Annotated in this window: 18 protein-coding genes, 1 tRNA gene and 1 pseudogene; 8 read left to right on the forward strand and 12 right to left on the reverse strand. The window is 74.2% G+C overall.

Annotation, left to right across the window (positions count from 1 at the left end):
- Positions 1-66: 66 nt before the first annotated feature.
- Both uidA and NXY84_RS12920 read right to left on the reverse strand, forming a co-directional pair.
- Positions 67-1623: pseudogene (uidA, locus tag NXY84_RS12915) on the reverse strand (beta-glucuronidase); the annotation flags it as partial.
- A 15-nt stretch (positions 1624-1638) separates the two neighbouring features.
- On the reverse strand, positions 1639-1848 hold the full coding sequence (locus tag NXY84_RS12920) for a hypothetical protein (protein ID WP_258723490.1): 210 nt from the start codon (positions 1846-1848) through the stop codon (positions 1639-1641).
- Positions 1849-1977: 129 nt separating this feature from the next.
- On the opposite strand from NXY84_RS12920, the gene NXY84_RS12925 reads away from it, so the two are divergent.
- From NXY84_RS12925 to NXY84_RS12935, 3 genes are all read left to right on the forward strand, one after another.
- A complete protein-coding gene (locus NXY84_RS12925; RefSeq protein WP_258723491.1) occupies positions 1978-3150 on the forward strand; it encodes a LacI family DNA-binding transcriptional regulator in 1173 nt (390 codons plus the stop codon).
- A gap of 79 nt (positions 3151-3229) precedes the next feature.
- The gene (locus tag NXY84_RS12930; protein ID WP_258723492.1) at positions 3230-4522 is read left to right on the forward strand and encodes a lactate racemase domain-containing protein; all 1293 of its coding nucleotides are present in this window, start codon (positions 3230-3232) and stop codon (positions 4520-4522) included.
- 133 nt (positions 4523-4655) lie between these two features.
- Complete coding sequence (locus tag NXY84_RS12935; protein WP_258723493.1) at positions 4656-5732, forward strand: DNA polymerase IV; 1077 nt, start codon at positions 4656-4658, stop codon at positions 5730-5732.
- A 59-nt stretch (positions 5733-5791) separates the two neighbouring features.
- Here the strand turns inward: NXY84_RS12935 and NXY84_RS12940 are convergent, their stop codons facing one another.
- Together NXY84_RS12940 and NXY84_RS12945 are read right to left on the reverse strand one after the other, a co-directional pair.
- Positions 5792-7249, reverse strand: a complete 1458-nt coding sequence (locus NXY84_RS12940) for an amino acid permease (RefSeq protein WP_258723494.1) — start codon at positions 7247-7249, stop codon at positions 5792-5794.
- 168 nt (positions 7250-7417) lie between these two features.
- Positions 7418-7882 (reverse strand): HNH endonuclease, encoded by a 465-nt coding sequence (locus tag NXY84_RS12945; RefSeq protein ID WP_258723495.1) that lies wholly within the window; start codon positions 7880-7882, stop codon positions 7418-7420.
- 104 nt (positions 7883-7986) lie between these two features.
- On the opposite strand from NXY84_RS12945, the gene NXY84_RS12950 reads away from it, so the two are divergent.
- Positions 7987-8226 (forward strand): hypothetical protein, encoded by a 240-nt coding sequence (locus NXY84_RS12950; RefSeq protein WP_258723496.1) that lies wholly within the window; start codon positions 7987-7989, stop codon positions 8224-8226.
- Positions 8227-8350: 124 nt separating this feature from the next.
- Here the strand turns inward: NXY84_RS12950 and NXY84_RS12955 are convergent.
- The 6 genes from NXY84_RS12955 to fucP all read right to left on the reverse strand — a co-directional run bounded on the left by NXY84_RS12955 (position 8351) and on the right by fucP (position 12901).
- Positions 8351-8423: transfer RNA gene (locus tag NXY84_RS12955), tRNA-Arg, on the reverse strand.
- 282 nt (positions 8424-8705) lie between these two features.
- Positions 8706-8849 carry a hypothetical protein gene (locus NXY84_RS12960; protein ID WP_258723497.1) on the reverse strand — a complete coding sequence of 48 codons (144 nt, stop codon included), beginning with the start codon at positions 8847-8849 and terminating at the stop codon, positions 8706-8708.
- A 143-nt stretch (positions 8850-8992) separates the two neighbouring features.
- Complete coding sequence (locus tag NXY84_RS12965) at positions 8993-9571, reverse strand: DUF4334 domain-containing protein (RefSeq protein WP_258723498.1); 579 nt, start codon at positions 9569-9571, stop codon at positions 8993-8995.
- Positions 9568-10359: a DUF1992 domain-containing protein gene (locus tag NXY84_RS12970; RefSeq protein WP_258723499.1), complete on the reverse strand. Its 792-nt coding sequence runs from the start codon at positions 10357-10359 to the stop codon at positions 9568-9570. Before NXY84_RS12970 ends, NXY84_RS12965 begins: the two co-directional genes overlap by 4 nt.
- Before the next feature lie 170 nt (positions 10360-10529).
- Complete coding sequence (locus NXY84_RS12975; protein ID WP_258723500.1) at positions 10530-11558, reverse strand: substrate-binding domain-containing protein; 1029 nt, start codon at positions 11556-11558, stop codon at positions 10530-10532.
- A 14-nt stretch (positions 11559-11572) separates the two neighbouring features.
- Complete coding sequence (fucP, locus tag NXY84_RS12980) at positions 11573-12901, reverse strand: L-fucose:H+ symporter permease (RefSeq protein ID WP_258723501.1); 1329 nt, start codon at positions 12899-12901, stop codon at positions 11573-11575.
- A 133-nt stretch (positions 12902-13034) separates the two neighbouring features.
- Between fucP and NXY84_RS12985 the strand changes: the two genes are divergently transcribed.
- On the forward strand, positions 13035-14582 hold the full coding sequence (locus tag NXY84_RS12985) for an ATP-dependent DNA ligase (protein WP_258723502.1): 1548 nt from the start codon (positions 13035-13037) through the stop codon (positions 14580-14582).
- The gene (locus NXY84_RS12990; RefSeq protein WP_258723503.1) at positions 14579-15232 is read left to right on the forward strand and encodes an SGNH/GDSL hydrolase family protein; all 654 of its coding nucleotides are present in this window, start codon (positions 14579-14581) and stop codon (positions 15230-15232) included. The genes NXY84_RS12985 and NXY84_RS12990 overlap by 4 nt, the downstream gene beginning before the upstream one ends.
- A gap of 51 nt (positions 15233-15283) precedes the next feature.
- On the opposite strand, the gene NXY84_RS12995 is transcribed toward NXY84_RS12990, so the two are convergent.
- Complete coding sequence (locus NXY84_RS12995) at positions 15284-16267, reverse strand: endonuclease/exonuclease/phosphatase family protein (protein WP_258723504.1); 984 nt, start codon at positions 16265-16267, stop codon at positions 15284-15286.
- Positions 16268-16585: 318 nt separating this feature from the next.
- Here NXY84_RS12995 and NXY84_RS13000 point away from each other — a divergent pair, with 318 nt between their 5' ends.
- Together NXY84_RS13000 and NXY84_RS13005 are read left to right on the forward strand one after the other, a co-directional pair.
- Positions 16586-20653: an endo-1,4-beta-xylanase gene (locus tag NXY84_RS13000; protein ID WP_258723505.1), complete on the forward strand. Its 4068-nt coding sequence runs from the start codon at positions 16586-16588 to the stop codon at positions 20651-20653.
- Positions 20653-21921: an endo-1,4-beta-xylanase gene (locus NXY84_RS13005; protein WP_258723506.1), complete on the forward strand. Its 1269-nt coding sequence runs from the start codon at positions 20653-20655 to the stop codon at positions 21919-21921. The genes NXY84_RS13000 and NXY84_RS13005 overlap by 1 nt, the downstream gene beginning before the upstream one ends.
- 84 nt (positions 21922-22005) lie before the next feature.
- Here NXY84_RS13005 and NXY84_RS13010 read toward each other — a convergent pair whose 3' ends face one another.
- Positions 22006-23364, reverse strand: a complete 1359-nt coding sequence (locus NXY84_RS13010) for a S8 family peptidase (protein ID WP_258723507.1) — start codon at positions 23362-23364, stop codon at positions 22006-22008.
- Between the last annotated feature and the right edge of the window lie 116 nt (positions 23365-23480).

The following is a 23480-nucleotide window of genomic DNA, read 5'->3' on the forward strand; positions in this document are numbered from 1 at the left end:
CGACCCTAGCCGGGACGGTCGCGCGGGCCAGCGGGAGGAGGGGCGAGGAGCGCCGCGGCTGCACGGTCACGGCTGGCGGGTCCAGCGCCGGCGCAGCGCGTGCGCGGCGGCCTTGGGCTGGCGGTCCCGCGTGAACACGCCCTTCTTGTTGCCGCCGACGCGCATCACGCCCGACGACGTCGCGAAGTCCGCGAAGTTCCACACGTGCTCGCCGACGACCGCGTCGATGTCGTCGAACACCCGGTGATTCATGTCGAGGTACTCGACCTGGTACTCCTCGGTCCACGGCACGGGCGTGACCGAGTGCAGGCCGGGCAGCGTGTCCGCGCCGTACTCGGTGATGATGATCGGCTTGCCGTCGCCGGCCCACGCCTCGAGCTCCTCGCGCCACGCGGCCTCGGCGGCGACCAGGTCCCCGCTGTGCACGTACCAGCCGTAGTAGCGGTTGAGCATGAGCACGTCGCCGAGCTGCGAGACCTGGCGCTGTCCGTGCGGCGCGAGCATGACGTTGACGAAGCCGACGGGCCGGGTCGGGTCGAGCTCCTTGGTGAGGGCGAACAGCGGCTCGAAGTACGCGCGCGCCGCGTCGGTCTCCGACTCGGGCTCGTTCGCGATCGACCACAGCACGACGCTCGGGTGGTTCTTGTCACGGGCGACGAGCTCGCGGATGGCCTGCGCGTGCACCTCGCGCGAGGTGTCGTTGACCGTCTCGGGCGAGAACGTCACGTAGCCCTGCGTGCCGAAGATCCCGCCGCCGAGGCCCATGTTCTGCCCGACGGCCGCGACCTCGTAGATCACGACCACGCCGTGGCGGTCCGCGTAGTCGTACACCTCGTCGGCGTACGGGTAGTGCGACGTGCGGAACGAGTTGGCGCCGATCCAGTCGAGCAGCGCGAAGGCGTGCACGAGGAACGCGTCGTCGTGGCCCTTGCCGCGCACGGCGCTGTCCTCGTGCTTGCCGAAGCCGGTGAAGTGGAACGGCTCGCCGTTGAGGAGGAACTCGATCCCGCGGACCTCGACCGTGCGGATGCCGACCGTCTGGAGGTAGCTGTCGAGCGTCGCGCCGTCCTCGCCGACGAGCTCGACGTCGAGCTCGTGGAGGAACCCGTCGCCGGGCGCCCACAGGTGGGCGTCCTCGACGCGCAGCTCGCCCTGCTCGCCCTCGCCCGTGGCGACGACGCGGCCGTCGGCGTCGCGCAGCGTCACGCGCGTGGTGCGCGCCGCGTCGCCGGTGGACTCGACCGCGTAGCGCACGACGCCGGTGGTGCCGTCGAGCTCCGTGACGACCGTGACGTCGCTGACGTACGTCGTCGGCGTCGCGTAGAGCCACACAGTGCGGTGCAGGCCGGCGTAGTTGAAGAAGTCGTGGAAGGAGCGCTGCCGGCGCCCGTGCGGGGTCTCCTGGACGAGGCCCGGCGGGATGGTCTGGAACGAGAGCTCGTTGTTCACGACCGCGGTGACGCGTAGCTCCTCGCCGGGCACCGCGAGGTGCGTGACGTCCGCCTCGAACGGCGTGTACCCACCCTCGTGCTCGGCGACCTGCGTGTCGCCGACCCACACCACGGCCCGGTGCGTCGCGGAGTCGAACCGCAGCACGACCCGCTCCCCGGCCCACCCGCGCGGGACGCGGACGGTCGTCTAGTACCAGGCGTCGCCGACGTGGTCGCGCACCGCCGCGTCGGCGAGGACGTCGTTGTAGCTCGCGGGCACCGGGATGTCGACCGCCCCGTCGAGGGCGCGGGCGAACCAGCGGTCGCGGCGGCCCGCCCCCTCCGCGTCGAGCCGGAGCTGCCAGATCCCGGCGAGGGACCTGCGCTCGCGCGTCCGGGTGTCCTGGGGGCGGAGCATGGGGTTCCTCCTCTGCGCCGGGCGTGCCGGCGGGGCCGTCGTGCGGTGTGCGTCCACCCCCATTCACCGCCGCGCCCGGCGCGACGACAAGCGGTTGCCGTGGGTTGTCACCGCCCGTACGGTGCAGGTATGCCCGACGATCAGGGCCCGCAGCGCCGCGGACCGACGATCTACGACGTGGCCCGCGAGTGCGGCGTCGCGCCGTCCACGGTCTCCCGGGCCTTCTCCCGGCCGGGCCGCGTCAACGCCGAGACCGCGGCGCGTATCCGGGCGGTCGCCGAGTCGATGGGCTACCGCGCGAACCCGCTGGCCCGGGCGCTGCCCACCGGACGGACCGCGCTCCTCGCCCTCGTCGTCTCGGACGTGACGAACCCGTTCTTCTTCGAGATCATCCGCGGCGCGGAGCAGGCGGCGACCGCGGCCGGGTACACCGTGCTCGTCTCGGACGTGCAGGAGTCCGCGCAGGCCGAGCGGCAGGCGCTCGACCGGGTGCTGCCCCTCGTCGAGGGGGTCGTGCTCGCGACGTCGCGCATGTCCGACTCGACGATCCGGGTGATGGCCAAGCAGCGACCGACCGTGATGCTCAACCGGGTGCTCACCGAGGTGCCGAGCGTGGTCACCGACAACTCGCGCGGCATGCGGCGGGCGGTCGAGCACCTCGGGGAGCTCGGGCACCACACGGTCGCGTACGCGGCCGGGCCCGAGGCGTCGTGGGCCGACGGGATGCGCTGGCGCAGCATGCGCGAGGCCGGCTACGAGCTCGAGCTCAAGGTCCGGCGCCTGGGCCGGTTCGAGCCGACGGTGCGGGGCGGGCTCGACGCCGCGCAGGCGCTCGCCGAGGCGCCCGCCACGGCGGTGGTCTGCTACAACGACCTCGTCGCGATCGGGCTCATGCGCGGGCTGGCGTCGATGGGCGCTCGGGTCCCCGCGGAGGTCAGCGTCGTGGGGTTCGACAACATCTTCGGGTCCGACTTCTGCAGCCCGCCGCTCACGACCGTCGCCGCGCCGCTGCGTGCGCTCGGGTCGCACGCGGTGCGCGCGCTGCTGCGCGAGCTGGGGCACACCACGCCGCACGCGGTGCGCGCGACGGTGCTGCCCGCCCAGCTCGTGGTGCGCGGCTCGACGGCCACGCCCGGCCGGCGCCGCCACGCGTGGACCCAGCCCGGCGCGGCGGCGCCCGCGCAGGCGTCCGGCTCCGCGTCGGCGTCGACCGCGACGGCGTTCCCGTCCGCGTCCGCGTCCGCGTCGGCGTCGTCGTCCTCGCCCGCACCGGCTCGCGCGGCACCCGTCCGGCACGGTTGAGCCGCCGCCGGGTCCGGGCGTTGCCGCACGTTGCCACGAGCCGTTGCCCCCGGGTGCCGCGGAGGCGCAGGGTGGGCGGATGACAGCCCACACGCAGACCGCGGACCGCGTCGGTGCCCGCTCGATCGGCGGTCCGGGCCAGGTGCTCGACGACGCCACCGTCCGCGCGTTCGTCACCGAGCGCCTCGCCGAGATCGACCTCGCGGGCCGGACCCTGTGCGTCGTCGTCCCCGACGGGACCCGCAGCTGCCCGCTGCCTCTGCTGCTCGGGGCGGTGCACGAGGCCGCGACGGCCGCGGGCGCGGCGCACCTGACGTTCCTCGTCGCGCTCGGCACGCACGCGGCGATGGCCGAGCCGGAGCTGGCGCGCCACCTCGGGTACGGGGCCGGCGACCTCGCCGGGACCTTCCCCGGCACCACCGTGCTCAACCACGAGTGGTGGGACGAGGCGACGTTCGTGTCCGTCGGCACGATCACCGCCGCGCGGCTGTCCGAGCTGTCCGAGGGACGCCTCGTGCGCGACGTCGACGTGCGCCTGAACCGCGCGGTCGTCGAGCACGACGTCACGCTCATCATCGGCCCGGTGTTCCCGCACGAGGTCGTGGGGTTCTCGGGCGGCAACAAGTACCTGTTCCCGGGCGTCGCCGTGAAGGACGTCATCAACGTCTCGCACTGGCTCGGCGCCCTCATCAGCAGCTCGGAGATCATCGGCACGCGCGGGATCACCCCCGTGCGGGCGCTGATCGACGAGGCCGCCGCGCTCGTGCCCGGCGAGCGGTACGCGCTGTGCGTCGTCGCGCAGTCCGGCACCGGGGCCCTGCACGCCGCGAGCTTCGGGAGCCCTGAGGACGCCTGGGCGGCCGCCGCCGACGTCTCCGCCGAGACGCACGTGCGGTACCTCGACGCGCCCGTGCGCCGCGTGCTGTCGGTGATCCCCACCAAGTACGAGGACATGTGGACCGGCGCGAAGGGGTTCTACAAGGTCGAGCCGGTCGTCGCCGACGGCGGCCAGGTCGTCCTCTACGCGCCGCACATCACGGAGATCTCCGTGATGCACCCCCAGATCCTCGAGATCGGGTACCACTGCCGCGACTACTTCGTGCAGCAGTGGGACCGCTTCAAGCACCTGCCGTGGGGCGACCTCGCGCACTCGACGCACCTGCGCGGGCAGGGCACCTACGACGACGTGCACGGCGAGCGGTGCCGCGTCACGGTCACGCTCGCGACGGGGATCCCTGAGGACGTCGTGCGGGCGGCGAACCTCGACTACCTCGACCCGGCCGAGGTCGACGTCGACGCGTGGGCCGCCGACCCGGACACCCTCGTGGTCCCGCAGGCGGGCGAGGTGCTGCACCGGCTCCGGACGCCCTGACGTCCCGCGTGGAGCGGGCCGGGAGGCCCGCGCGCCCGGTGCCGGCGCGGGCCAGGGCCGGCCCGCACGGGGGCGGGTCGCGCGATCGTGCGGCGCGCGTGCCCCGGCCGCCCGGCACCGCCAGACTCGGGGCATGAGCGCTCCGACGCCCTGGGTCCTGCACGTCGACCTCGACCAGTTCGTGGCCGCCGTCGAGGTGCTGCGCCGCCCCGAGCTCGCCGGGCGGCCCGTGGTCGTGGGCGGGCGCGGCGACCCCACCGAGCGCGGCGTCGTGTCGACCGCGTCCTACGAGGCGCGCGAGCTCGGCGTGCACTCCGGCCTGCCGCTCCGGGTCGCCGCGCGCAAGGCGCCCGACGCGGTGTTCCTGCCCGTGGACGGCCCGGCGTACGAGGCGGTCTCCGACGAGGTCATGACGGCGCTGCGCGGGCTCGGCGTCGTCGTCGAGGTGCTCGGGTGGGACGAGGCGTTCCTCGGCGCCGTGACCGACGACCCCGAGGCCCTCGCCCGCCGGGCCCAGGAGACGGTGCTCGCGGCGACCCGGCTGCACTGCTCCGTCGGGATCGGCGACACCAAGGTCCGGGCCAAGATCGCGACCGGCTTCGGCAAGCCCGCGGGGATCTTCCGGCTCACCGAGGCGAACTGGTTCGACGTCATGGGCGAGCGGCCGACGATCGAGCTGTGGGGTGTCGGCACCAAGGTCTCGCGCCGGCTCACGGGGCTCGGGGTCCGCACGGTCGCCGAGCTCGCCGCCGCCCCGACCGAGGCGCTCGTCGCCGAGTTCGGACCGCGCATGGGGGTCTGGTACCACGAGCTGGGTCACGGGCTCGGGCCCACGACGGTCGACGACCGGCCGTGGGTCCCGCGCGGGCACAGCCGCGAGACCACGTTCCAGCAGAACCTCACGACCCCCGAGCAGGTGCGCGCCGCGGTCGACGAGCTCGCCCGCGCGGTCGTCACCGACACCGCGGAGGACGGGCGCGAGGTCGTCCGCGTCGCGCTCAAGGTCCGCTACGCGCCGTTCGAGACCAAGGTCGTGAGCCGCAAGCTCGCCGCGCCGAGCCGGGACGGCGCCGACGTCGTGGCCGCCGCCCTCGCGCTCGCCGAGGGCCTCGAGGACCGGGAGGTGCGCCTGCTCGGGGTGCGCGCCGAGATGGCGATGCCCGACGACGCCGACCCGGCCGAGCGGACGCCGGTGCGCGGACGGATCTGACGCGTCGGGGCGGGGCCGGACGCGGCGCGACCACCCGTCGCGCGGACCGCCCGGCCGGGTCAGGCGTCGGGTGCGCCGGCGCGCGCGTGGTGCGGGCTGTCCGGGTTCAGCAGCGAGTGCCGCCGCCCGTACCCGAAGTAGAGCGCGAGGCCGATCAGGAGCCACACCCCGAACCGCAGCCACGTCTCCCAGTGCAGCTGCAGGATCAGGAACAGCGAGGCCAGCACGCCGAACGCGGGCACGAACGGCATCCACGGGAGCCGGAACGAGCGCGGCGCGTCCGGGCGCGTGTACCGGAACATGATCACGGCGACGCACACGACGACGAACGCGGACAGGATGCCGATGTTCGTGAGGTCCGCGACGGCCCGGATCGGGAAGACGCCCGCGAGCAGCGCGGACGCGATGCCGGCGATCCACGTGACGCGCTGCGGCGTGCCGTGCTCGTCGACGCCCGCGAACCACGTCGGCAGCAGACCGTCGCGGCTCATCGAGAACCACACGCGCGTCACACCGAGCAGGAACGTCAGCATCACGGTGAGGATCGAGAGCACCGCGAACACCGAGATGATGCTCGCGATCACCGGCAGGCCCACGTTCGTGAACGCGGACGCGAAGCCGGCGGTCGGGTCGATGTCCTCGTAGCTCTGCAGGCCGGTGAGCACGAGCGTGGCGGCGACGTACAGGAGCATCGCGATGATGAGGGACAGGATGATCGCCTTCGGCATGTGCTTGCGCCCGTCCTCGGCCTCCTCCGCCGCGGTCGACATCGCGTCGTACCCGAAGACCGCGAAGAAGACCGTGGCCGCGCCGGTGAGGACCGGACCGAAGCCGTTGGGCAGGAACGGGTCGTAGTTGGCCGTGTCGACGTAGAAGATGCCCAGGCCGATGATGAACAGGATGAGCACGACCTTGATCGCGACGGCGACGAGCTCGAACCGCCCGAACGTCCTCGTGCCGCGGCTCAGGATGAACGTCACGAGCAGGCAGATGAGGACCGCGGGGATGTTGACGACGCCGCCCTCCTCGGGGCTCGCCGTCACGGCCGTCGGCAGCTCGACGCCGAACCCTGCGAGGAACGCGTCGAGGTACCCCGAGATGCCGATCGCGACGACCGCGACGATCGCGATGTACTCGAGCAGCAGGTCCCAGCCGATGAACCAGCCGACGATCTCCCCGAGCGCCACGTACCCGTACGTGTACGCCGACCCGGCGCGCGGGATCATGCCCGCGAACTCGGCGTAGGACAGCGCCGCCGCGGCCGACGCCAGGCCGGCGATCAGGAACGAGATCAGCACCGCCGGCCCCACCCCGGGGTTGTCGGCGTCGCCGTGGGCGACGAGGCCGGCGAGGGAGAAGATCCCCACGCCGATGATCCCGCCGACCCCGATCGCGGTGAGCTGCCACAGCCCGAGGCTCTTCGTGAGCCGTCCCGCCCCGCTCGCGCTCTCCACGTCGTCCATCCGGTCGACGGGCATCCGTCGCCAGATCGAGCTCTGCTCCCTCGACACGGCCATGCGTGTGCTCCCCTCGAGGACGGGGCGGCGCCGGAGCGTCGTCCACCGGACGCCTGCCACCCGAGCCTCACAGCGATCCGGCCGCGCGTCCACCGGTCGCGGGCCCGCACCGGCGTCCGCCCCGAACGGGCAGGGACGGACGCCGGGCGGGTGCGGCGGTGCGCTCCGTCAGACGGGGGCGAACGCCGCGCGGAGCGCGACGACCCGCTCGGGCACGTACGGCGTGACGAGCAGCGGCCGGCCCCACTCCGCGGGCGTCCGGTCCGCCTTCGCGTTGTTGCACGCGCGGCACGCCGCGACGGTGTTGAGCCAGGTCAACGCCCCACCGCGCGACGCGGGGACGACGTGGTCGACGGTGTCGGCCCGGCCGCCGCAGTACGCGCACCGGTGGCGGTCGCGCGCCCGGACGCCGGCCTTGGTGCACGCCGCGGCACGGCGCTGCAGCCAACCCATCGCGACGTACCGCAGCAGGCGGACCTTGGTCGGCAGCGGGTGCGGCCCGAAGGTGGCGCCCTCGACGAACTCCTCGACGATCGCCACGCCGCGGGCCAGCATCGTGATGGCGTGCTGGAGCGAGACGTGGTGCAGGGGCTCGTAGCCGGCGTTGAGGACCTGCACGCTGCGGGTGCTCACGGTCCGTCCTTCCTCTCGTGGTGGGTCGTGCTGCGGGCTGGGGGTGGCTGCGGTGTCTGCGGGCGGGAGAGGTGCGTGTGGGTGGCGGGGTGCACGGTGTGCGGATGGACATGGGCGCGGTCACCGACGACGACATCCGGGCTGCCCGGGACGCGTGGCTCCTCGTGCGGCCGCTGGGTGAGCGCGACGGGCCGGAGTACGCGTTCCTCCTCAACCTCGTGCAGGCGCAGTCCCAGCAGCTCGCCGCGGCGTTCCGGGCCGAGCGTGCCGGTCGTGCGGACCCTGCGGACCGCGCCGGCAGCCAGGCGCGGACGGGTCAGCCGGACGGCTCGACGTCCGGCTGAGGTGGGCCCGCGGTGCGCGGAGGGGATCGAACCCCCGACCTGCTGCTTCGGACGGCCCACGTCCCGGTCCCGCCGTCGGCGCAGGCCGACGGCGTGCACGGTGAACGGTCGCCGTGCCGACCTGTGCGCCCGGAGGGACTCGAACCCCCAACCTCCGCATCCGTAGTGCGGCGCTCTGTCCGTTGGGCTACGGGCGCATGCTCTCGACGCCGCGCTCCCCCGGCCCGGGCGGGTCGGCGTGCGCGGTCGTCCTCTCTCGCTGTGCAGCTGTCAGACCGGCGTCCGCGTGCGGCGGGCGGCGGCCACGAGCACGCCCCGGTGACGGGGGTGCGGGTGGTGCGGGTCGAGCGCGTCGAGCGGTCGTGCGGGTCAGGCCGGTCGGGCCGGTCGGACCGCCGCCGGAGACGCCCGGACATGCGAGGAGCCGCCTCGGGACGACTCCCGGGCGGCTCCGCGACGCTGTGCCAGACGGTGTCCGGTCAGGTCGCGGGGCCTCCGTGGGCGGCGCGGGGCTCGCGCTTCGCGCGGTCGAGCGGCTCGGCGTACGGGTTCGCGGACGACGCTCCCGCGGTGGGGGGCAGCACGGCGCAGCGCAGGCTGTGAGCCTGGTGCGTGCGCGTCATGCGGCGGTCCATCGTGTGCTCCTCGTGCGTGGTGGCCGGCCGGCCGGCCGGTGCGTGCGTCGTCGCGGCGAGCGGGCCCGGACCGGGCTCGTGTCGACCGCGGACGGGAGCCTGCCACGGCGCCCGAGACGCGTGCACGCCATTTACGCCGTGGCGCGGCGCAGCAGGAAGAAGAACGGCTCGGGTATCCCGCGCAGGTCCATGACGCCGAGCAGCGTCCGCTCGTCGACGCGGCGGAACACGTCGATGATCGGCACGGAGTCGTAGACCATCGCGGCCGTGCGCACGCCCCGGTGCTCGACGGTGCGCAGGCGCGAGCGGGGCGCGCGCGTGGCGAGCAGCGGGAGGACCCGCCGGAACGCCCCGCCGACGAGCGGGAGGCGCGCCAGGCCGGGCCGGCGGACGAGGAGCGCCAGCGGGAGCCGACCGGGGTCGAGCGACCACAGCGCGCCGGCCGCACCCCGGAACACGAGCGGGTACCCGTCCTCGGTCCCCGCGAACCGCTTGCCGTGCCAGCCGAGCCGCTCGAGCAGGCCGTCGAACGGGTGCCCGGTCGGGACCTCGGCGCCGCGCCACGCACCGACGACGTCGTCCACGTCCACCGGGGGCAGCGCGTCGAACAGCCCGAGCAGCTCGCCGGCCGAGCCACCGCTGCGGAGGAGGTCGGGCAGCGGACGGCTTCCCGGAGCAGGCGCCGCCGAGCGGCCCGAGGGCACCGTCACGCGTCACCACCGCCCGGGGCGCCGCCGCCTGCCGAGCCGCCGCCTGCCGAGCCACTACCCGATCCGGCGACACCCGACGCACCCGAGCCCGGCGGGCGGTCGTACTCGTGCGCCCGGCCGCGCAGCCGCCCGAGCACGCGCGGCCAGGACCGGGACCGGGCGGTCGCCCGGTGCTCGACGGCGGCAGCCGCGGACTCCTCGCGCTCGCGCTGCGCCGCCTCGGCCCGGCGCATGCGCCGGCGCTCGTGCCAGCGCGCGACCTCGGTGTCGACGTCGCGCAGGGGCGTGACGACCGGCGGGCCGCCGAGGAGCTGACGGCGCGCGGCGACGACCCGGGCGTTGAGCTCCTCGACGAGCTCGCGCACGCGCTCCTCGGTCCGTTCCTGGTCGAGGCGTCCGTCGAGCGCGGCGTCGTCCTTGCGGAGCTGGAGCGCCTCGGGCAGCACGCCCGTGATCTGCTCGCGCTCGATCAGCGCCTTGAGCCACCAGTCCGGGTCGTGCCGGCCCGTGAGCCCGGGGATCGGCTTGCCGGTGAGCGGGAGGTCGTCGAACTCGCCGCGGGCCATCGCCTGGCGGACGAGCTCGTCGGCGAACGAGCCGCGCGCCGCCATGCTCGGTGGCCGGGGCGCCGGCGGACGGTCCGCAGCCGGGTCCGCTGCGGTCGAGGGCGCCGACGACGACTCCCCCGGGCCCCCCTCGTGCGGGCCGCCGGAGTCCTGCCGGTCCTGCTCGGCGAGCCGGTCGAGCCGGTACTGCACGGCGCGGCGGTGCGGGTCCTGGTCGTGCATCGCCACCCCCGTGCGGGCCGTCGGTCGTCGTCGCACACCGGCCGTGCGGGGACGTGCACGGCCGTGCGACCACGCTACGACGACGACGCGGACCGCGCCCCACCGACCGTCGTGCCGGCGCAGACCGTCCCGCCCGCGGTGGGCCGTCCCGCCCGCGGAGGAGCGGACCGTCAGCCCCAGCAGTTCCGCACGCCGAACGGCACGTTCTCGGAGCCGACCCCGGGCACCGGGTAGCGCGTGACCAGCGTGACGCCGGTGTCGAGGTACCCGTTCGGGCGGTCCCCGCCGCGCACCGCCTCGGCGATCTGCCGGACGCCCTGCGCAGCCATGTTCTCCGGGTACTGCTGCGCGGTCGCGTCGAGGTCCCCGGGGCGCACGGCGCTCTTCATCGCGGCGCACCCGCCGTCGATCGACACGACGACGACCTCGGCCATGTCGATCCCGGCGTCGCGCATGACGGCGATCGCCCCGAGAGCCGCCGGCTCGTTGACGGTGTAGACGACGTTGATGCCCGGGTCCTCTGCGAGCAGCTCACGCATCGCGACGCGCGCGAGGTCCTCGTCGCCCTCGGTGTCGACCGACCCGGAGATCACCGGGTCGCCCTCCTCGATCCCGAAGCCCGAGAGGAAGCCCTCGCGCCGGAGCTCGCCCGACGCGATCCCGGGGGCGAGGTCGAGCAGCGCGACCCGCGGCTCGATGCCCAGCTGGGCGACCTTCTCGCGCGCGTACCCGCCGACGAGCGCACCGGCGCGCTGGTTGTCGGTCGCGAACACCGCGTCGACCGCGCTCGTGGGGTCCGTCGGGGTGTCGACCGCGATGACGATCACGCCCGCGGCCCGCGCCTCCTCGATCGCCGGGACCACAGCCTGGGAGTCGGTCGGCGCGACGAGGATGCCGTCGACACCGTCCGCGGTCATCCGGCGGATGGCCTCGACCTGCGACTCGACGTCGACGTCCGACGAGCCGGTCGCCGTCAGGAGCTCGACGTCGTGGTCGTCGGCGGCGTCGAGCGCGTCGTTCTTCATGGCGACCCAGAAGGGGTTGGTCTCCTGCTTCGTGATCAGCCCGATCGTGACCTCCTCCTGCTCGTCACCGCTACAGGCCCCGAGCACGGCGACGAGCGCGCACGCCGCGCCGAGCGCGAGCGCGCGCGACCGGCGCGCCTGCGGGTGCGGGCCGGGCCGACGGCGCGTGCGCATGGTCTCTCCTCGGTCTAGAGGGCGGGAGCGAGCTGGTGCGCGTCCTCGCTGCGGGTCGTGCGCAGGTCGAAGAGCGCATACGCGGCGACGACCGCGAGGCAGGCCGCGGGGACGACGAACCCGAGGGAGGTGCGACCGGACGCGTCCATGACCGCGCCCTGGACCATCGGGAGCAGCGCGCCGCCGAGGATCGCCATGACCAGGCCGGCGGCACCGAACTTCGCGTCGTCGCCGAGGCCGCGCAGGGCGACGCCGTAGATGGTGGGGAACATGAGCGACAGCGCCGCGGAGATCATGACGACCGCGATGAGTCCGACGATGTTGAGCGCCACGACGGCGACGAGGCAGCACACGACCCCGAACACCGCCATCACGAGCAGCAGCAGCGCGGGGCGGAAGATGCCGAGCAGGTACACCATGACGAACCGCGAGACGAGGAAGACCAGGAGGCTCGCCTGCAGGAACCAGCCGGCCTGCTCCGGTGCGAAGCCGACGACGTCCTGGGCGTAGATGATCGTGAACGTCCAGGCGCACGTCTGCGCGGCGACGTTGAAGAACTGGGCGATGACACCGAACCGGTAGTGGCGGTTGCGCCACAGCCGGCGCCCGACGCCCTTGCGCGGCAGCGCGGTCGCCTCCTCCTCGACGGGCACGCTCATCTTCTGGAACGCGATCAGCAGCCAGATGGCGACGAGCACGACGGCGATCCCGACGTACGGTCCCAGCACGAGCGACAGGTCCTGCTGCTGGCTCTCGCGGATCTCCTCGGGCGACATGATGACCTTGGCGGCCTCGGACGTCAGCGCGGGCAGGATCAGCAGCGCCCCGAGCAGGACGCCGACATTCGCGCCGACCGGGTTGAAGGCCTGCGCGAGGTTCAGCCGCTGCGTCGCACTGCGCTCCGAGCCCATCGCGATGACGAACGGGTTCGCCGACGTCTCGAGGATCGACAGCCCGGCGGCGAGCACGAACAGCGCGATGAGGAAGAACTCGTAGACCAGCAGCTGGCTCGCGGGCACGAACAGGAAGCCGCCGACGGCCGCGAGCCCGAGGCCCGTGAGCACACCGGCCTTGTAGCCGAACCGCCGGTTGATGAACGCGGCCGGCAGCGCGAGCAGAAAGTACGCGCCGTAGTAGGCGAACTGCACGAGCGAGGCCTGGAAGTTCGACATGTCGAAGATGCTGCGGAACACCCCGACGAGCACGTCCGTGAGGTTCGCCGCCGCACCCCACGCGGCGAAGCACAGGAGCAGGAGGTAGAACGGGACCCGCAGCCGGCGATCGACGAGCGGGGCCTTCGCGCGCTGCGCCCCCTGCGGTTCGACCGCTGCCGGAGTGGCCACGGCGATCACTCTCCCCCATCGGCGTGATCGTGCTCTGAGGCGAACATATGCCCGGATCGTCCGGAGCGACACCGGCGGCGACCTGCCGGTGCCCCGGGCCGCGCGGATCCGCCCCGAGGTGCAGGATGGCGGCGTGCTGCTCGCCGACGTCGCCGCCACGTCCACGGCCCTCGCCGCGACCCGGTCGCGCCTCCAGAAGCGCGCGCTGCTCGTCGAGCTGCTGCGCCGCACGGCCCCCACGGAGGTGCCGGTCGTCGCGCGCTACCTCGCGGGCGAGCTCCGCCAGCGCCGCACCGGGCTCGGGTGGCGCTCGCTCGCGTCGCTCCCCGCCCCGGCGACGGAGCCGAGCCTCGAGGTGACCGCGGTCGACGCCGCGTTCGAGGAGATGGCGGGCCTGTCCGGGCCGGGCTCGACGACGGCCCGCACGGCGCTCGCGTCGGAGCTGTTCGCGGCGGCGACCGAGCCCGAGCAGCGGCTGCTGCGCGGCCTCGTCTCCGGCGACCTGCGGCAGGGCGCGCTCGACGCGCTGCTGCTCGACGCCGTCGCCGACGCCGCGGGGGTCGCGCCCGAGGCGGTCCGGCGCGCGGCGATGCTCGCCGGCAGCACCGAGCCGGTCGCGGTGACCGCGCTGGGCGCGGCGTCGCCCGAGGAGGCCCTCGCGGCGCTCGGCGGGTTCGGGCTCACGGTCGGGCGTCCCGTGCGCCCCATGCTGGCGGCGTCGGCGCCCGACGTGCCGGCGGCGGTCGCGGGCTTCGACGGCCGGCCCGTCGTGGTCGACGCGAAGCTCGACGGCATCCGGGTGCAGGTGCACCGCGACGGCGACGACGTGCGGGTGTTCACGCGCAGCCTCGACGACATCACCGCGCGGGTGCCCGAGGTCGTCGCCGTCGTCCGCTCCCTGCCGGTGCGCACGGTGGTGCTCGACGGCGAGGCGCTCGCGCTCGACGACGCCGGCCGGCCCCGGCCGTTCCAGGAGACCGCGTCGCGCAGCGCGACCCGGGACGCCGAGCTCGCCGCCGAGGTCGAGCTGCGGCCGTTCTTCTTCGACGTCCTGCACGCCGACGGCCGGGACCTGCTCGACACCCCGCTCGTCGAGCGGCTGGAGGTGCTCGACGCCGTCGCCGGCGCGCACGTCGTCGAGCGGGTCGTCGCGCAGGACGCCGGCGCCGCGCAGACGGCGTTCACCGGCTGGGTCGCCGCCGGGCAGGAGGGCGTGATCGTCAAGGACCTCGGCGCGCCGTACGAGGCGGGTCGGCGCGGGTCCGCCTGGGTCAAGGTCAAGCCGCGTCACACGCTCGACCTCGTCGTGCTCGCGGTCGAGCGCGGCTCGGGCCGGCGCAGCGGGCTGCTCTCGAACATCCACCTCGGCGCGCGCGACGGGTCGGGCGGGTTCGTGATGCTCGGCAAGACGTTCAAGGGCATGACCGACGAGATGCTCGCGTGGCAGACGCGGCGGTTCGGCGAGCTCGCGGTCGAGGACGACGGCTGGACCGTGCGGCTGCGGCCCGAGCAGGTCGTCGAGGTCGCGTTCGACGGCCTGCAGCGCTCGACCCGGTACCCCGGCGGGCTCGCGCTGCGGTTCGCCCGCGTCGTGCGCTACCGCGACGACAAGGCCGCGGGCGACGCGGACACGATCGAGACGGTGCGGGCGCTCGCCGGCCCGACCGGCGGGGCGTCGTGACGCAGGCGGCCGGCCCGGCGCCGGGCGGGCACGTCGTGCTCCTCGGCGACTCGGTGCTCGACAACGGCGCCTACGTGCCCGGCGAGCCGGACGTCGTCCGGCAGCTGCGCGGTGAGCTCGGCGCCGCGTGGTCCTCGACGCTGCTCGCCGTGGACGGCGACGTGGTGGGTGGCGTCGAGCGGCAGCTGCAGGGGCTGCCGCTCGACGCGACGCACCTCGTGGTCAGCGCCGGCGGGAACGACGCGCTCGGGTCCGCCGACCTGCTGTGGGCAGACGCCCGGTCCGTCGCCGCGGCGGTCGACCTGCTGGCCGGCGCCCAGGAGCAGCTCGCCCAGCGGTACGACGCGATGCTGACCGTGCTGCTCGGGACCGGTCTGCCGACCGCCGTGTGCACCATCTACGACACGCGCCTGACCGAGCCGAGCCACCGTGTCGTGCGCACCGCGCTCGCGCTCTTCAACGACGTGATCACCCGCTCCGCCGCGGCCCGCGGGGTCGCGGTGCTCGACCTGCGCGTGGTGTGCGCCGAGGACGCCGACTTCGCCAACCCCATCGAGCCGTCCGCGCACGGGGGCCGCAAGATCGCCCGGACCATCGCCGCGTGGCTCGAGCCCGGCCGCCCGGCCACGCGCTCGACGGTCGTCGTCTGAGCGCTCCGCCTGCCCGGCGCCGGCCCGGGCCTGGGCGGCCGTGCCGGGCCCTCAGCCCAGGTCGAACGTCGCGACCACCGGCGCGTGGTCCGACTCGGGGTACTTGCGGTCGACGGCGAACGCCGCCGACTCGTCGTGCAGCACCTCGTTGTGGATCTCCGTGCCGCGGTAGTGCTCGAGCAGGTTCCGGGTGACGAGCATGTGGTCGAGCATCTGCCCCCGGCCCTGGTGGTAGAGCGTGACCCGCGACGGCTCCGGGACCGTGCTCTCGACGGGGACGAGCACGCGGTGCACCAGGTCCGGGTTGCCGGTGTCCTCGACGTTGCCGCGCACGGCGAGCACCGAGACCTCGTCGGGCCCCGCGTTGAAGTCGCCGGCGACGACCACGCGCGCTGCGGGGTCCGCGTCGAGGACCTGGTCGACGAGCCGGCGGGTCTCGAGCGCCTGGGCCATGTGCTTCATCGACGAGAGGAACGACCCCTCGGCCCAGCCGTCCGCGGTGCGCCAGGTGAAGCTGTCCACCCGCTGACCCGGGATGTCGGTCGCGAGCTTGGACTTCCAGTGCACGTCCACGACGTGCAGGGCCGTGCCGTCGGGGAGCTGCAGCACGACGTGCAGGACGGGGCGCTCGATCCCGACGACGACGGCGGCCGCGTCGGGCGGCACGGCCGTGAGGCGCCGGTACGTGAGCGGCGCGACGAGGTCGTTGCGGAGCTGCTGCACGGACAGCACGGGCAGGTGGCTGACGACCACGAGGTTGCGCTCGTCGAACACCTCGCCGCCCTGGGTGCGGGTGCTCGTCATGGTGGCGCCCTCGAGCCGGGTTCCCTGGAGCAGCCCGGTCAGGGCGTGCAGCCCGCGCGGGAGCCCGTCGCGCTCCTGGCCGTTGACCTCCTGGAGGCACAGGACGTCCGCGCGCAGCCGGGCGACCTGGGGGCGCATCAGGGTGATCCGCTCGGCGAGCGACGGGCGCACGCCGGGTGGCGTCTCGTCGAGGTTCTCGACGTTGAACGTCGCGATGCGGAGCTCGGCCACGGCACACCCCTGGTCGGGGGTCGGCGCACCCCCGGTCGCGCCGGCTCGTCGCCGCGTCGCCGTCGCGGCGTCGGCTCCCCCGCCGTCCGGGGGCGCACCCAGGGAGGAGAACGGCAGGTCCGTGATACGCGCGCCGGTCTCGCCGGTCCCGCCGGTCCCGCCCCACGCTCCGGGACGCTCGGACATGCGGGAGCGCGACCACTCGGTAAGGATGTCGATACCGTTTTACAAAAATCGTTCTCCACCTCTGTACGCCGCGCTCCGCACCGCTTACGGTGAGGGCGCATCCACCCGGAATCAGTCGCAAAGGGGCGATAGATGACGCGTTCATCCGCGCGTTGGACAGCACGAGGGGCAGCCCTGCTGGCCGTGGTCATGGCAGCGGCCGTGGCCCCGGGCGCAGCAGCCGTCCCGACCACCACCGACCTCGCCGCGGCCGCCGAGCCCGTCGTCGTCCTCGGCACCGACTTCGAGGACGGCTCCTGGGCGCCGTGGACGCAGAGCGGCGCGGCGCCGCTCTCGGTCGTCGACGTCGACGGCGGCAAGGCGCTCCTCGTGAGCGGCCGCGCGGCCGACTACGAGGGCATCCAGTCCCCCACCGGGCTGCTCGAGCCCGGCACCTCCTACACGTTCTCGATGCGGGCCCGGCTCGCCGAGGGCACCGCGGGCTCCGCGGGCGTGCGGTTCGTCGTCAAGCCCGACTACACCTGGGTCGGGAACACGTCGATGACCGCCGACGCGTGGACGACCGTGACCGGCTCGTTCACCGCACCCGCCGCGGCCGACCCGGCGGCGCTGCAGGTCTACCTCGGCACCGGCGACCTCGCTGCGCCGTACGACTACCTCGTCGACGACATCGTGCTCACCGCGACCGGCGGCAGCATCGAGCCGCACCCGGACGTGGTCCCCGGCGGCGCGGTCGACCCCGTCCCCACGCCCGTGACCACCGCACGCAGCACCGGGAACGTCGCCGCGCTGACGTTCGACGACGGCCCGAACCCCGGCGAGACCGACGACCTCCTCGACTTCCTCGCCGAGAACGACCTGACCGCGACGTTCTGCGTCATCGGCCAGAACGTCCAGGTCGAGGGCGGTGCCGCGCTGCTGCGCCGGATCGTCGACGAGGGCCACACGGTCTGCAACCACACGACCACGTACGCCGACATGGGGAGCTGGACGCCCGAGCAGATCCGTGCGGACCTCGTCGAGAACCTCGCGATCATCCGCGAGGCCGCCGGCGACCCCGAGCTCGAGGTCCCGTACTTCCGTGCCCCGAACGGCAGCTGGGGCGCGACCCCGGCCGTCGCGGTCGAGCTCGGCATGCAGCCGCTCGGCCTGGGCAACGTCATCTCCGACTGGGACGGCAACGACCTGTCCGAGGAGACGTTGACCGCCAACCTGCGCGCGGCCGTCACGCCCGGCGCGATCGTGCTGGTGCACGACGGCGGCGGCGACCGTGCGAACGGCATCGCGGCCGTCCGCACGGTGATCGGCGAGCGCCTCGCCGAGGGCTGGACGTTCACGCTGCCGTCGGGCGGCGCAGCCCCCACCGTCACCTCGCTCAGCACCGACTTCGAGGACGGCCTCGACGGCTGGGTCCCGCGCGGCGACGCCGACGGCGACCCCACCGTGGAGCTCACGACCACGCAGGCGCACGGCGGCGCGCAGGCCGCGCTCGTGAGCGGGCGCTCGTCGCAGGGCGACGGCATCGGCCGCGACGTCACCGGGCTGCTGACCGCGGGCACGACGTACGACATCAGCGCGTGGGTCCGGTTCGGTGAGGGCGCTGCGACGGACGACGTCTGGCTGAGCGTGCAGCGCACCGCCGAGGGCGCGACGACGTACGACACCGTCGCCCAGCTCACGGGTGTGACGTCCGGTGCGTGGCACGAGATCCGGGCGACCTACCAGATGCCCGCGGCCGAGTCCGCGTTCCTGTACCTCGAGACCTCCTACCCCGACGGCTCGACGGCCGACCTCCTGGTCGACGACGTCGTCATCTCCGCGAAGCAGCCCAGCGAGGTCCAGGACCTCACGCCGCTGCAGGACACCGTCGACTTCCCCGTCGGCGTCGCGATCGACAGCCGCGAGACCACCGGCCCCGCGGCCGAGCTGCTCCTGCGACACTTCGACCAGATCACGGGCGAGAACCACATGAAGCCCGAGGCCTGGTACACCGACGCGCGCGAGTTCCGCACGCACCCCGAGGCCACCGCGCTCATGGAGTTCGCGCAGGAGAGCGACGTGCGCGTCTACGGGCACACGCTCGTGTGGCACAGCCAGACCCCGGCGTGGTTCTTCACGCACGAGGACGGCACGCCCCTCACCGCGAGCGAGGCCGACAAGCAGGAGCTGCGGATGCGCATGCGGACGCACATCTTCGACGTCGCCGAGGCGCTCAGCACCGGCGGCGGCTACGGCCTCTTCGGCAGCGAGACCAACCCGGTCGTCGCGTTCGACGTCGTCAACGAGGTCGTCTCCGACGGTCGCAGCGAGGAGGACGGGCTGCGCCGCAGCGAGTGGTACCGGGTGCTCGGCGAGGAGTTCATCGACCTCGCGTTCCGGTACGCCGACGAGGCCTTCAACGGCGAGTTCGCGGTCGAGGGCGAGCGTCCCGTGACGCTCACGATCAACGACTACAACACCGAGCAGGCCGGCAAGCAGCAGCGCCTGCACGCGCTCGTCGAGCGGCTGCTCGCGCGCGACGTCCCGGTCGACGCGGTCGGCCACCAGTTCCACGTGAGCCTGGCCATGCCGGTCCAGGCGCTCGAGGACGCGATCGTCGCGTTCGACGACCTGGGCCTGACGCAGGTCGTCTCGGAGCTCGACGTCACGACGGGCACGCCCGTCACGCAGGCGAGCCTCATCGAGCAGGGCTACTACTACCGCGACGCGTTCCGGATCTTCCGCGAGCACGCCGAGGACCTGTTCTCCGTGACGGTGTGGGGTCTGACCGACGGCCGCAGCTGGCGCGTCGACTCGGGTGCCCCGCTCCTCTTCGACGACGCGCTGCAGGCCAAGCCGGCGTACCACGGCGCGGTCGACGGCGAGCTCCCGGCCCGCCAGCGTGCGGCGAACGCGTTCCGTGGGGACGTCCCCGTCGCCGCGGGTGCCACGGGGGCGGTCGAGTGGCGGCAGCTGCCGCTCCAGACGGTCGAGGACGTCGCGGGCTTCTCGGTGCGCTGGGAGGCCGACCACCTGTCGGTCTACGCCCGGGTCACCGACGCCACGGTCGACGCGTCCGACGCGGTCACGTTCGTCGTGGGCGAGGAGTCGTCCACGGTCGGGCGCGACGGCGAGTCCGACGTCGAGGCCGTCGTCGAGGCGGTCGACGGCGGGTACGCGGTCGTCGCGCACCTGCCGCGCACGTCGGCCGAGGGCGACCAGGTGAGCTTCGACGTCCAGGTCACGGACGGCGAGAGCACCGCGGCGTGGAACCAGCCGGGCGTGCTCGGGACGCTCACGCTCGTCGAGGCCCTGTCCACCACCCAGGTGGTCGAGGCCGCGGCGGCGCCCGTGATCGACGGCCAGGTCGACGCCGCGTGGGCGTCGGCGAACGCCGTCACGACCGACAAGCAGATCGAGGGCCAGGGTGGGGCGACCGCGGACGTGCGGACGCTGTGGCGCGAGAACACCCTCTACGTGCTGGCCGAGGTCGCGGACCCGACGCTCGACGCCACGGGCTCCGACCCGTGGGTCCAGGACTCGCTCGAGATCTTCCTCGACGCGGGCAACGTCAAGAACGGTCCCTACCGCTACGACGACACGCAGATCCGGATCAGCTACCTGGGCGAGACGTCGTTCGGCACGGGTGACGAGGCGTTCCAGCAGAACCGTCTCGTCAGCCGGACCAGCACCGTCGAGGGCGGCTACGTCGTCGAGGCGTCGATCAGCCTGCTCGAGGCCGGCGGCGTGGGGACGTTCCACGGCCTGGACTTCCAGGTCAACGACGCGACGGCCGGCGCGCGCACCGCGGTGCGGGCGTGGGCGGACCCGACGGGTCGCGGCTACCAGAGCACGGCCCGCTGGGGCGTCGCCGAGCTCGTCCCCGCGGTCGTCGTCCCCGAGCCCGACCCGAGCGTCTCGGCCGACCGGAAGGTCCGCGCCGGCGCGCAGCTCGAGGTCACGCTCGAGGGCTACCTCCCCAGCAGCACGGTCGAGCTCGTGCTCGAGCGGCGCATCGGGCGCTGGGTCGTGGCCCGCGTCGACCTCGGCGACGTCACGGTCGGCGCGGACGGCTCCGCGACGACCGAGGTCCGGGTCCCGCGCGGGGTCCTGCCGGGGAAGTACACGCTGCGCGGCACCTCGGGCGAGGTCACGGCCGACACCACGGTGACCGTGCAGCTCGCCAAGCCGTCGTGGTGGTGGGGATGGTGGCCGTTCTGATGGCTGTCGATCTCCGGCACCGCACCGCCGACGCCACGCTGACCGTGCGTGGCGCCGGCGGGCGGCCCCTGGCCGACACCGAGGTCGTCGTCGAGCAGACGCGTCACGCGTTCGCGTTCGGCAACATCGGCTTCGACTTCATCGGGCTCGCGAACGACGAGACGGAGGCGCTCCCGGACAGCCCGTTCGGGGGCGCCCCGCCCGCGAGCGCCGCACGGCTCGCGGACCTGTTCCTCGACGTGTTCAACACGGTGACGCTGCCGTTCTACTGGGGCGGCTTCGAGCCCCGCCGCGGCGAGCCGGACACGGCGCGGCTGCTGCGCACCGCGCAGTGGTTCGCCGAGCGCGGGGTCACGGTCAAGGGCCACCCGCTGGTCTGGCACACGGTCACCGCCGACTGGCTGCGCGAGCTCTCGACCGACGAGGTCGAGGCCGCGCAGCGGGCCCGGATCCGGCGCGAGGTCACCGACTTCGCCGGGGTCGTGGACGTGTGGGACGCGATCAACGAGGTCGTGATCATGCCGGTGTTCGACAACGAGGAGCACCGCAACGGCATCACGCGACTCTGCTACGAGCGGGGCCGCATGGCGACGATCCGGATGGCGTTCGAGGAGGCGCGCGCGGCCAACCCCCGCGCGACGCTCCTGCTCAACGACTTCGACCTGTCGACCGCGTACGAGTGCCTCATCGAGGGCGTGCTCGAGGCGGGCATCCGGATCGACGCCATCGGGCTGCAGAGCCACATGCACCAGGGCTACTGGGGCGAGGAGAAGACGCTGCGGATCCTCGACCGCTTCGCCCGGTACGGGCTGCCGCTGCACCTGACCGAGAGCACGCTACTCTCGGGCGACCTCATGCCGCCGCACATCAAGGACCTGAACGACTACCAGGTCCCGTCGTGGCCCTCGACCCCGGAGGGCGAGGAGCGGCAGGCCGAGGAGATGGTGCGGCACTACCGCACGCTCGTGGCGCACCCCGCGGTGCAGGCCGTGAACTACTGGGGGATCTCCGACGAGGGCGCGTGGCTCGGCGCACCCGTCGGGCTCGTGCGCGCGGACGGCACCCCCAAGCCGTCGTACGACGCGCTGCACGGGCTGGTCAGGGACGAGTGGTGGCACGGGCCGACGACGCTGCGCTCCGACGCGTCGGGACGGGTCGCCGTCCGCGGGTTCCTCGGCGACTACCGGGTCACCGCCGGCGACGCGTCGGCGTCGTTCGCGCTGACCTTGCCCGGCGCCGTCGAGGCGGAGGTGTCCCTCCCCCGCTGACGCCCCGCGACGGCCCGTCGCCTCCCCCGCCCACCGGCTCTGCCCGGGGCGGGTGCGGGGCGGGCCGTCGTCGCTCGGCCCTGGTCAGAGCGGGACGTCGACGAACGGCGGCACGTACCCGTCGCCGTCGGCCGCCGCAGCACCGGCCACGAGCGACGACCACGCCTCCCGTACCGGGACGCCCTGCTTCGCGGCGCGGCGGGCGACCTGACCGGTGAGCAGCGCGGCCGAGAACGACGTCCCGCCCCAGCGGCCCTGGCCGGAGAACTCCTGCACCGTGCCGTCGTCGAGCTCGACCGGGCCGGTCAGGTAGGTGCTCAGCAGCCCCTCACCGGGAACCACGACGTCGATCCACGGTGAGTCCGGCGGCGTGAACGCCGTGAGCGTCGCCGAGCGGGTCTTCTTCTTCTTCGACTCGCGAGCCCGGGCCGAGCCGACCGCGACCACGTCGTCGAGCGCCGCCGGCCACGCGGGCTCGCGGGCGTCGACCCGCAGCGCGCCGTCCGGCCCGGTCCCCCCGACCTGCTGGGCGACGACGGGGTCCGCGTGGTTGCCGGCACACGCCACGACGAGGACCTCGGGCGGGAGCCGGTCGACCGCCGTCGCGAGCGCGAGCGGCGGACGCGAGTCCGACGTGTAGCACACGAGCGAGAGGTTGAGGACGTCGATCCCGCTGCGCCCGAGCGCGACGATGCCGCGCGCCACGTCCCACGACGACGCCGCACCCCGGTCGTCGAGCACGCGCCGCACCCGGACCGTCGCGCCGGGCGCACGGTGCAGCACGAGCCCGGTCACGAACGTGGCGTGCCCAGCAGCCACGGGGAACGGCCCGTCGCCGGCCACCAGGTCGTCCGGCGGGTCCGCGAGGAAGCGACCCGCGAGCGCCGGGTGGGGGGACACCGCGGTGTCGAGCACGCCGACCCTGATCCCCGCGCCCCCGCGGCCCCCGAAGCGCACGGGCTGGTCGGTGCGCTCCGGTGGCGGGCCGCCGCCGTGCGAGACGGTCCCGCCGCCGTTCGTGACGAGCCCGACGAACCGGTTCTTGCCCATCGTCGGGAACCAGCCCGAGTACCGGTCGCGGAACGACGCCCGCAGCAGGGTCAGGAGCTCGTCGGCGTGGTCGGGCTCGAGCCCGCCGTCGACGGCCCGGCGCAGCGGCCTCGCGTACCCCGGGTCGAGCCGCGGGACCGTGGCGTCGTCCTGCACGTCGTCGGGCCCGGAGTCCTGCGGCCGCTCGCGCCACCCGTCCAGCAGCCCCTCGAGGTGCTCGCGCGGGAACGCGAGGCGGCTCAGGCCCAGTGCCTCGTCGCTCTCGTACGCGTAGCCGGTCGCCCCCCAGCGGTCGAGCGTCGTGCGCACGAGCCCGTCGTGCTCGGCCGCGACGAGGAGGTCCGCGGTCGCGGACGGCGTCGCGGTGGCGCGCCTCGGGGTCTGCTCGGACATGTGCGCCTCCGTGGCCGGCGGGATCCTCCGTCAGTCTCCCAGCGGCACCCTCGCCCCGAAAGGCTCGCGGACTGCCCGTTGACGAAGCGCCCCGCACGCGCGACCGTCGGAGCAGG

The sequence above is a fragment of the Cellulomonas sp. NS3 genome (assembly GCF_024757985.1).
Taxonomy (GTDB): Bacteria; Actinomycetota; Actinomycetes; order Actinomycetales; family Cellulomonadaceae; genus Cellulomonas_A.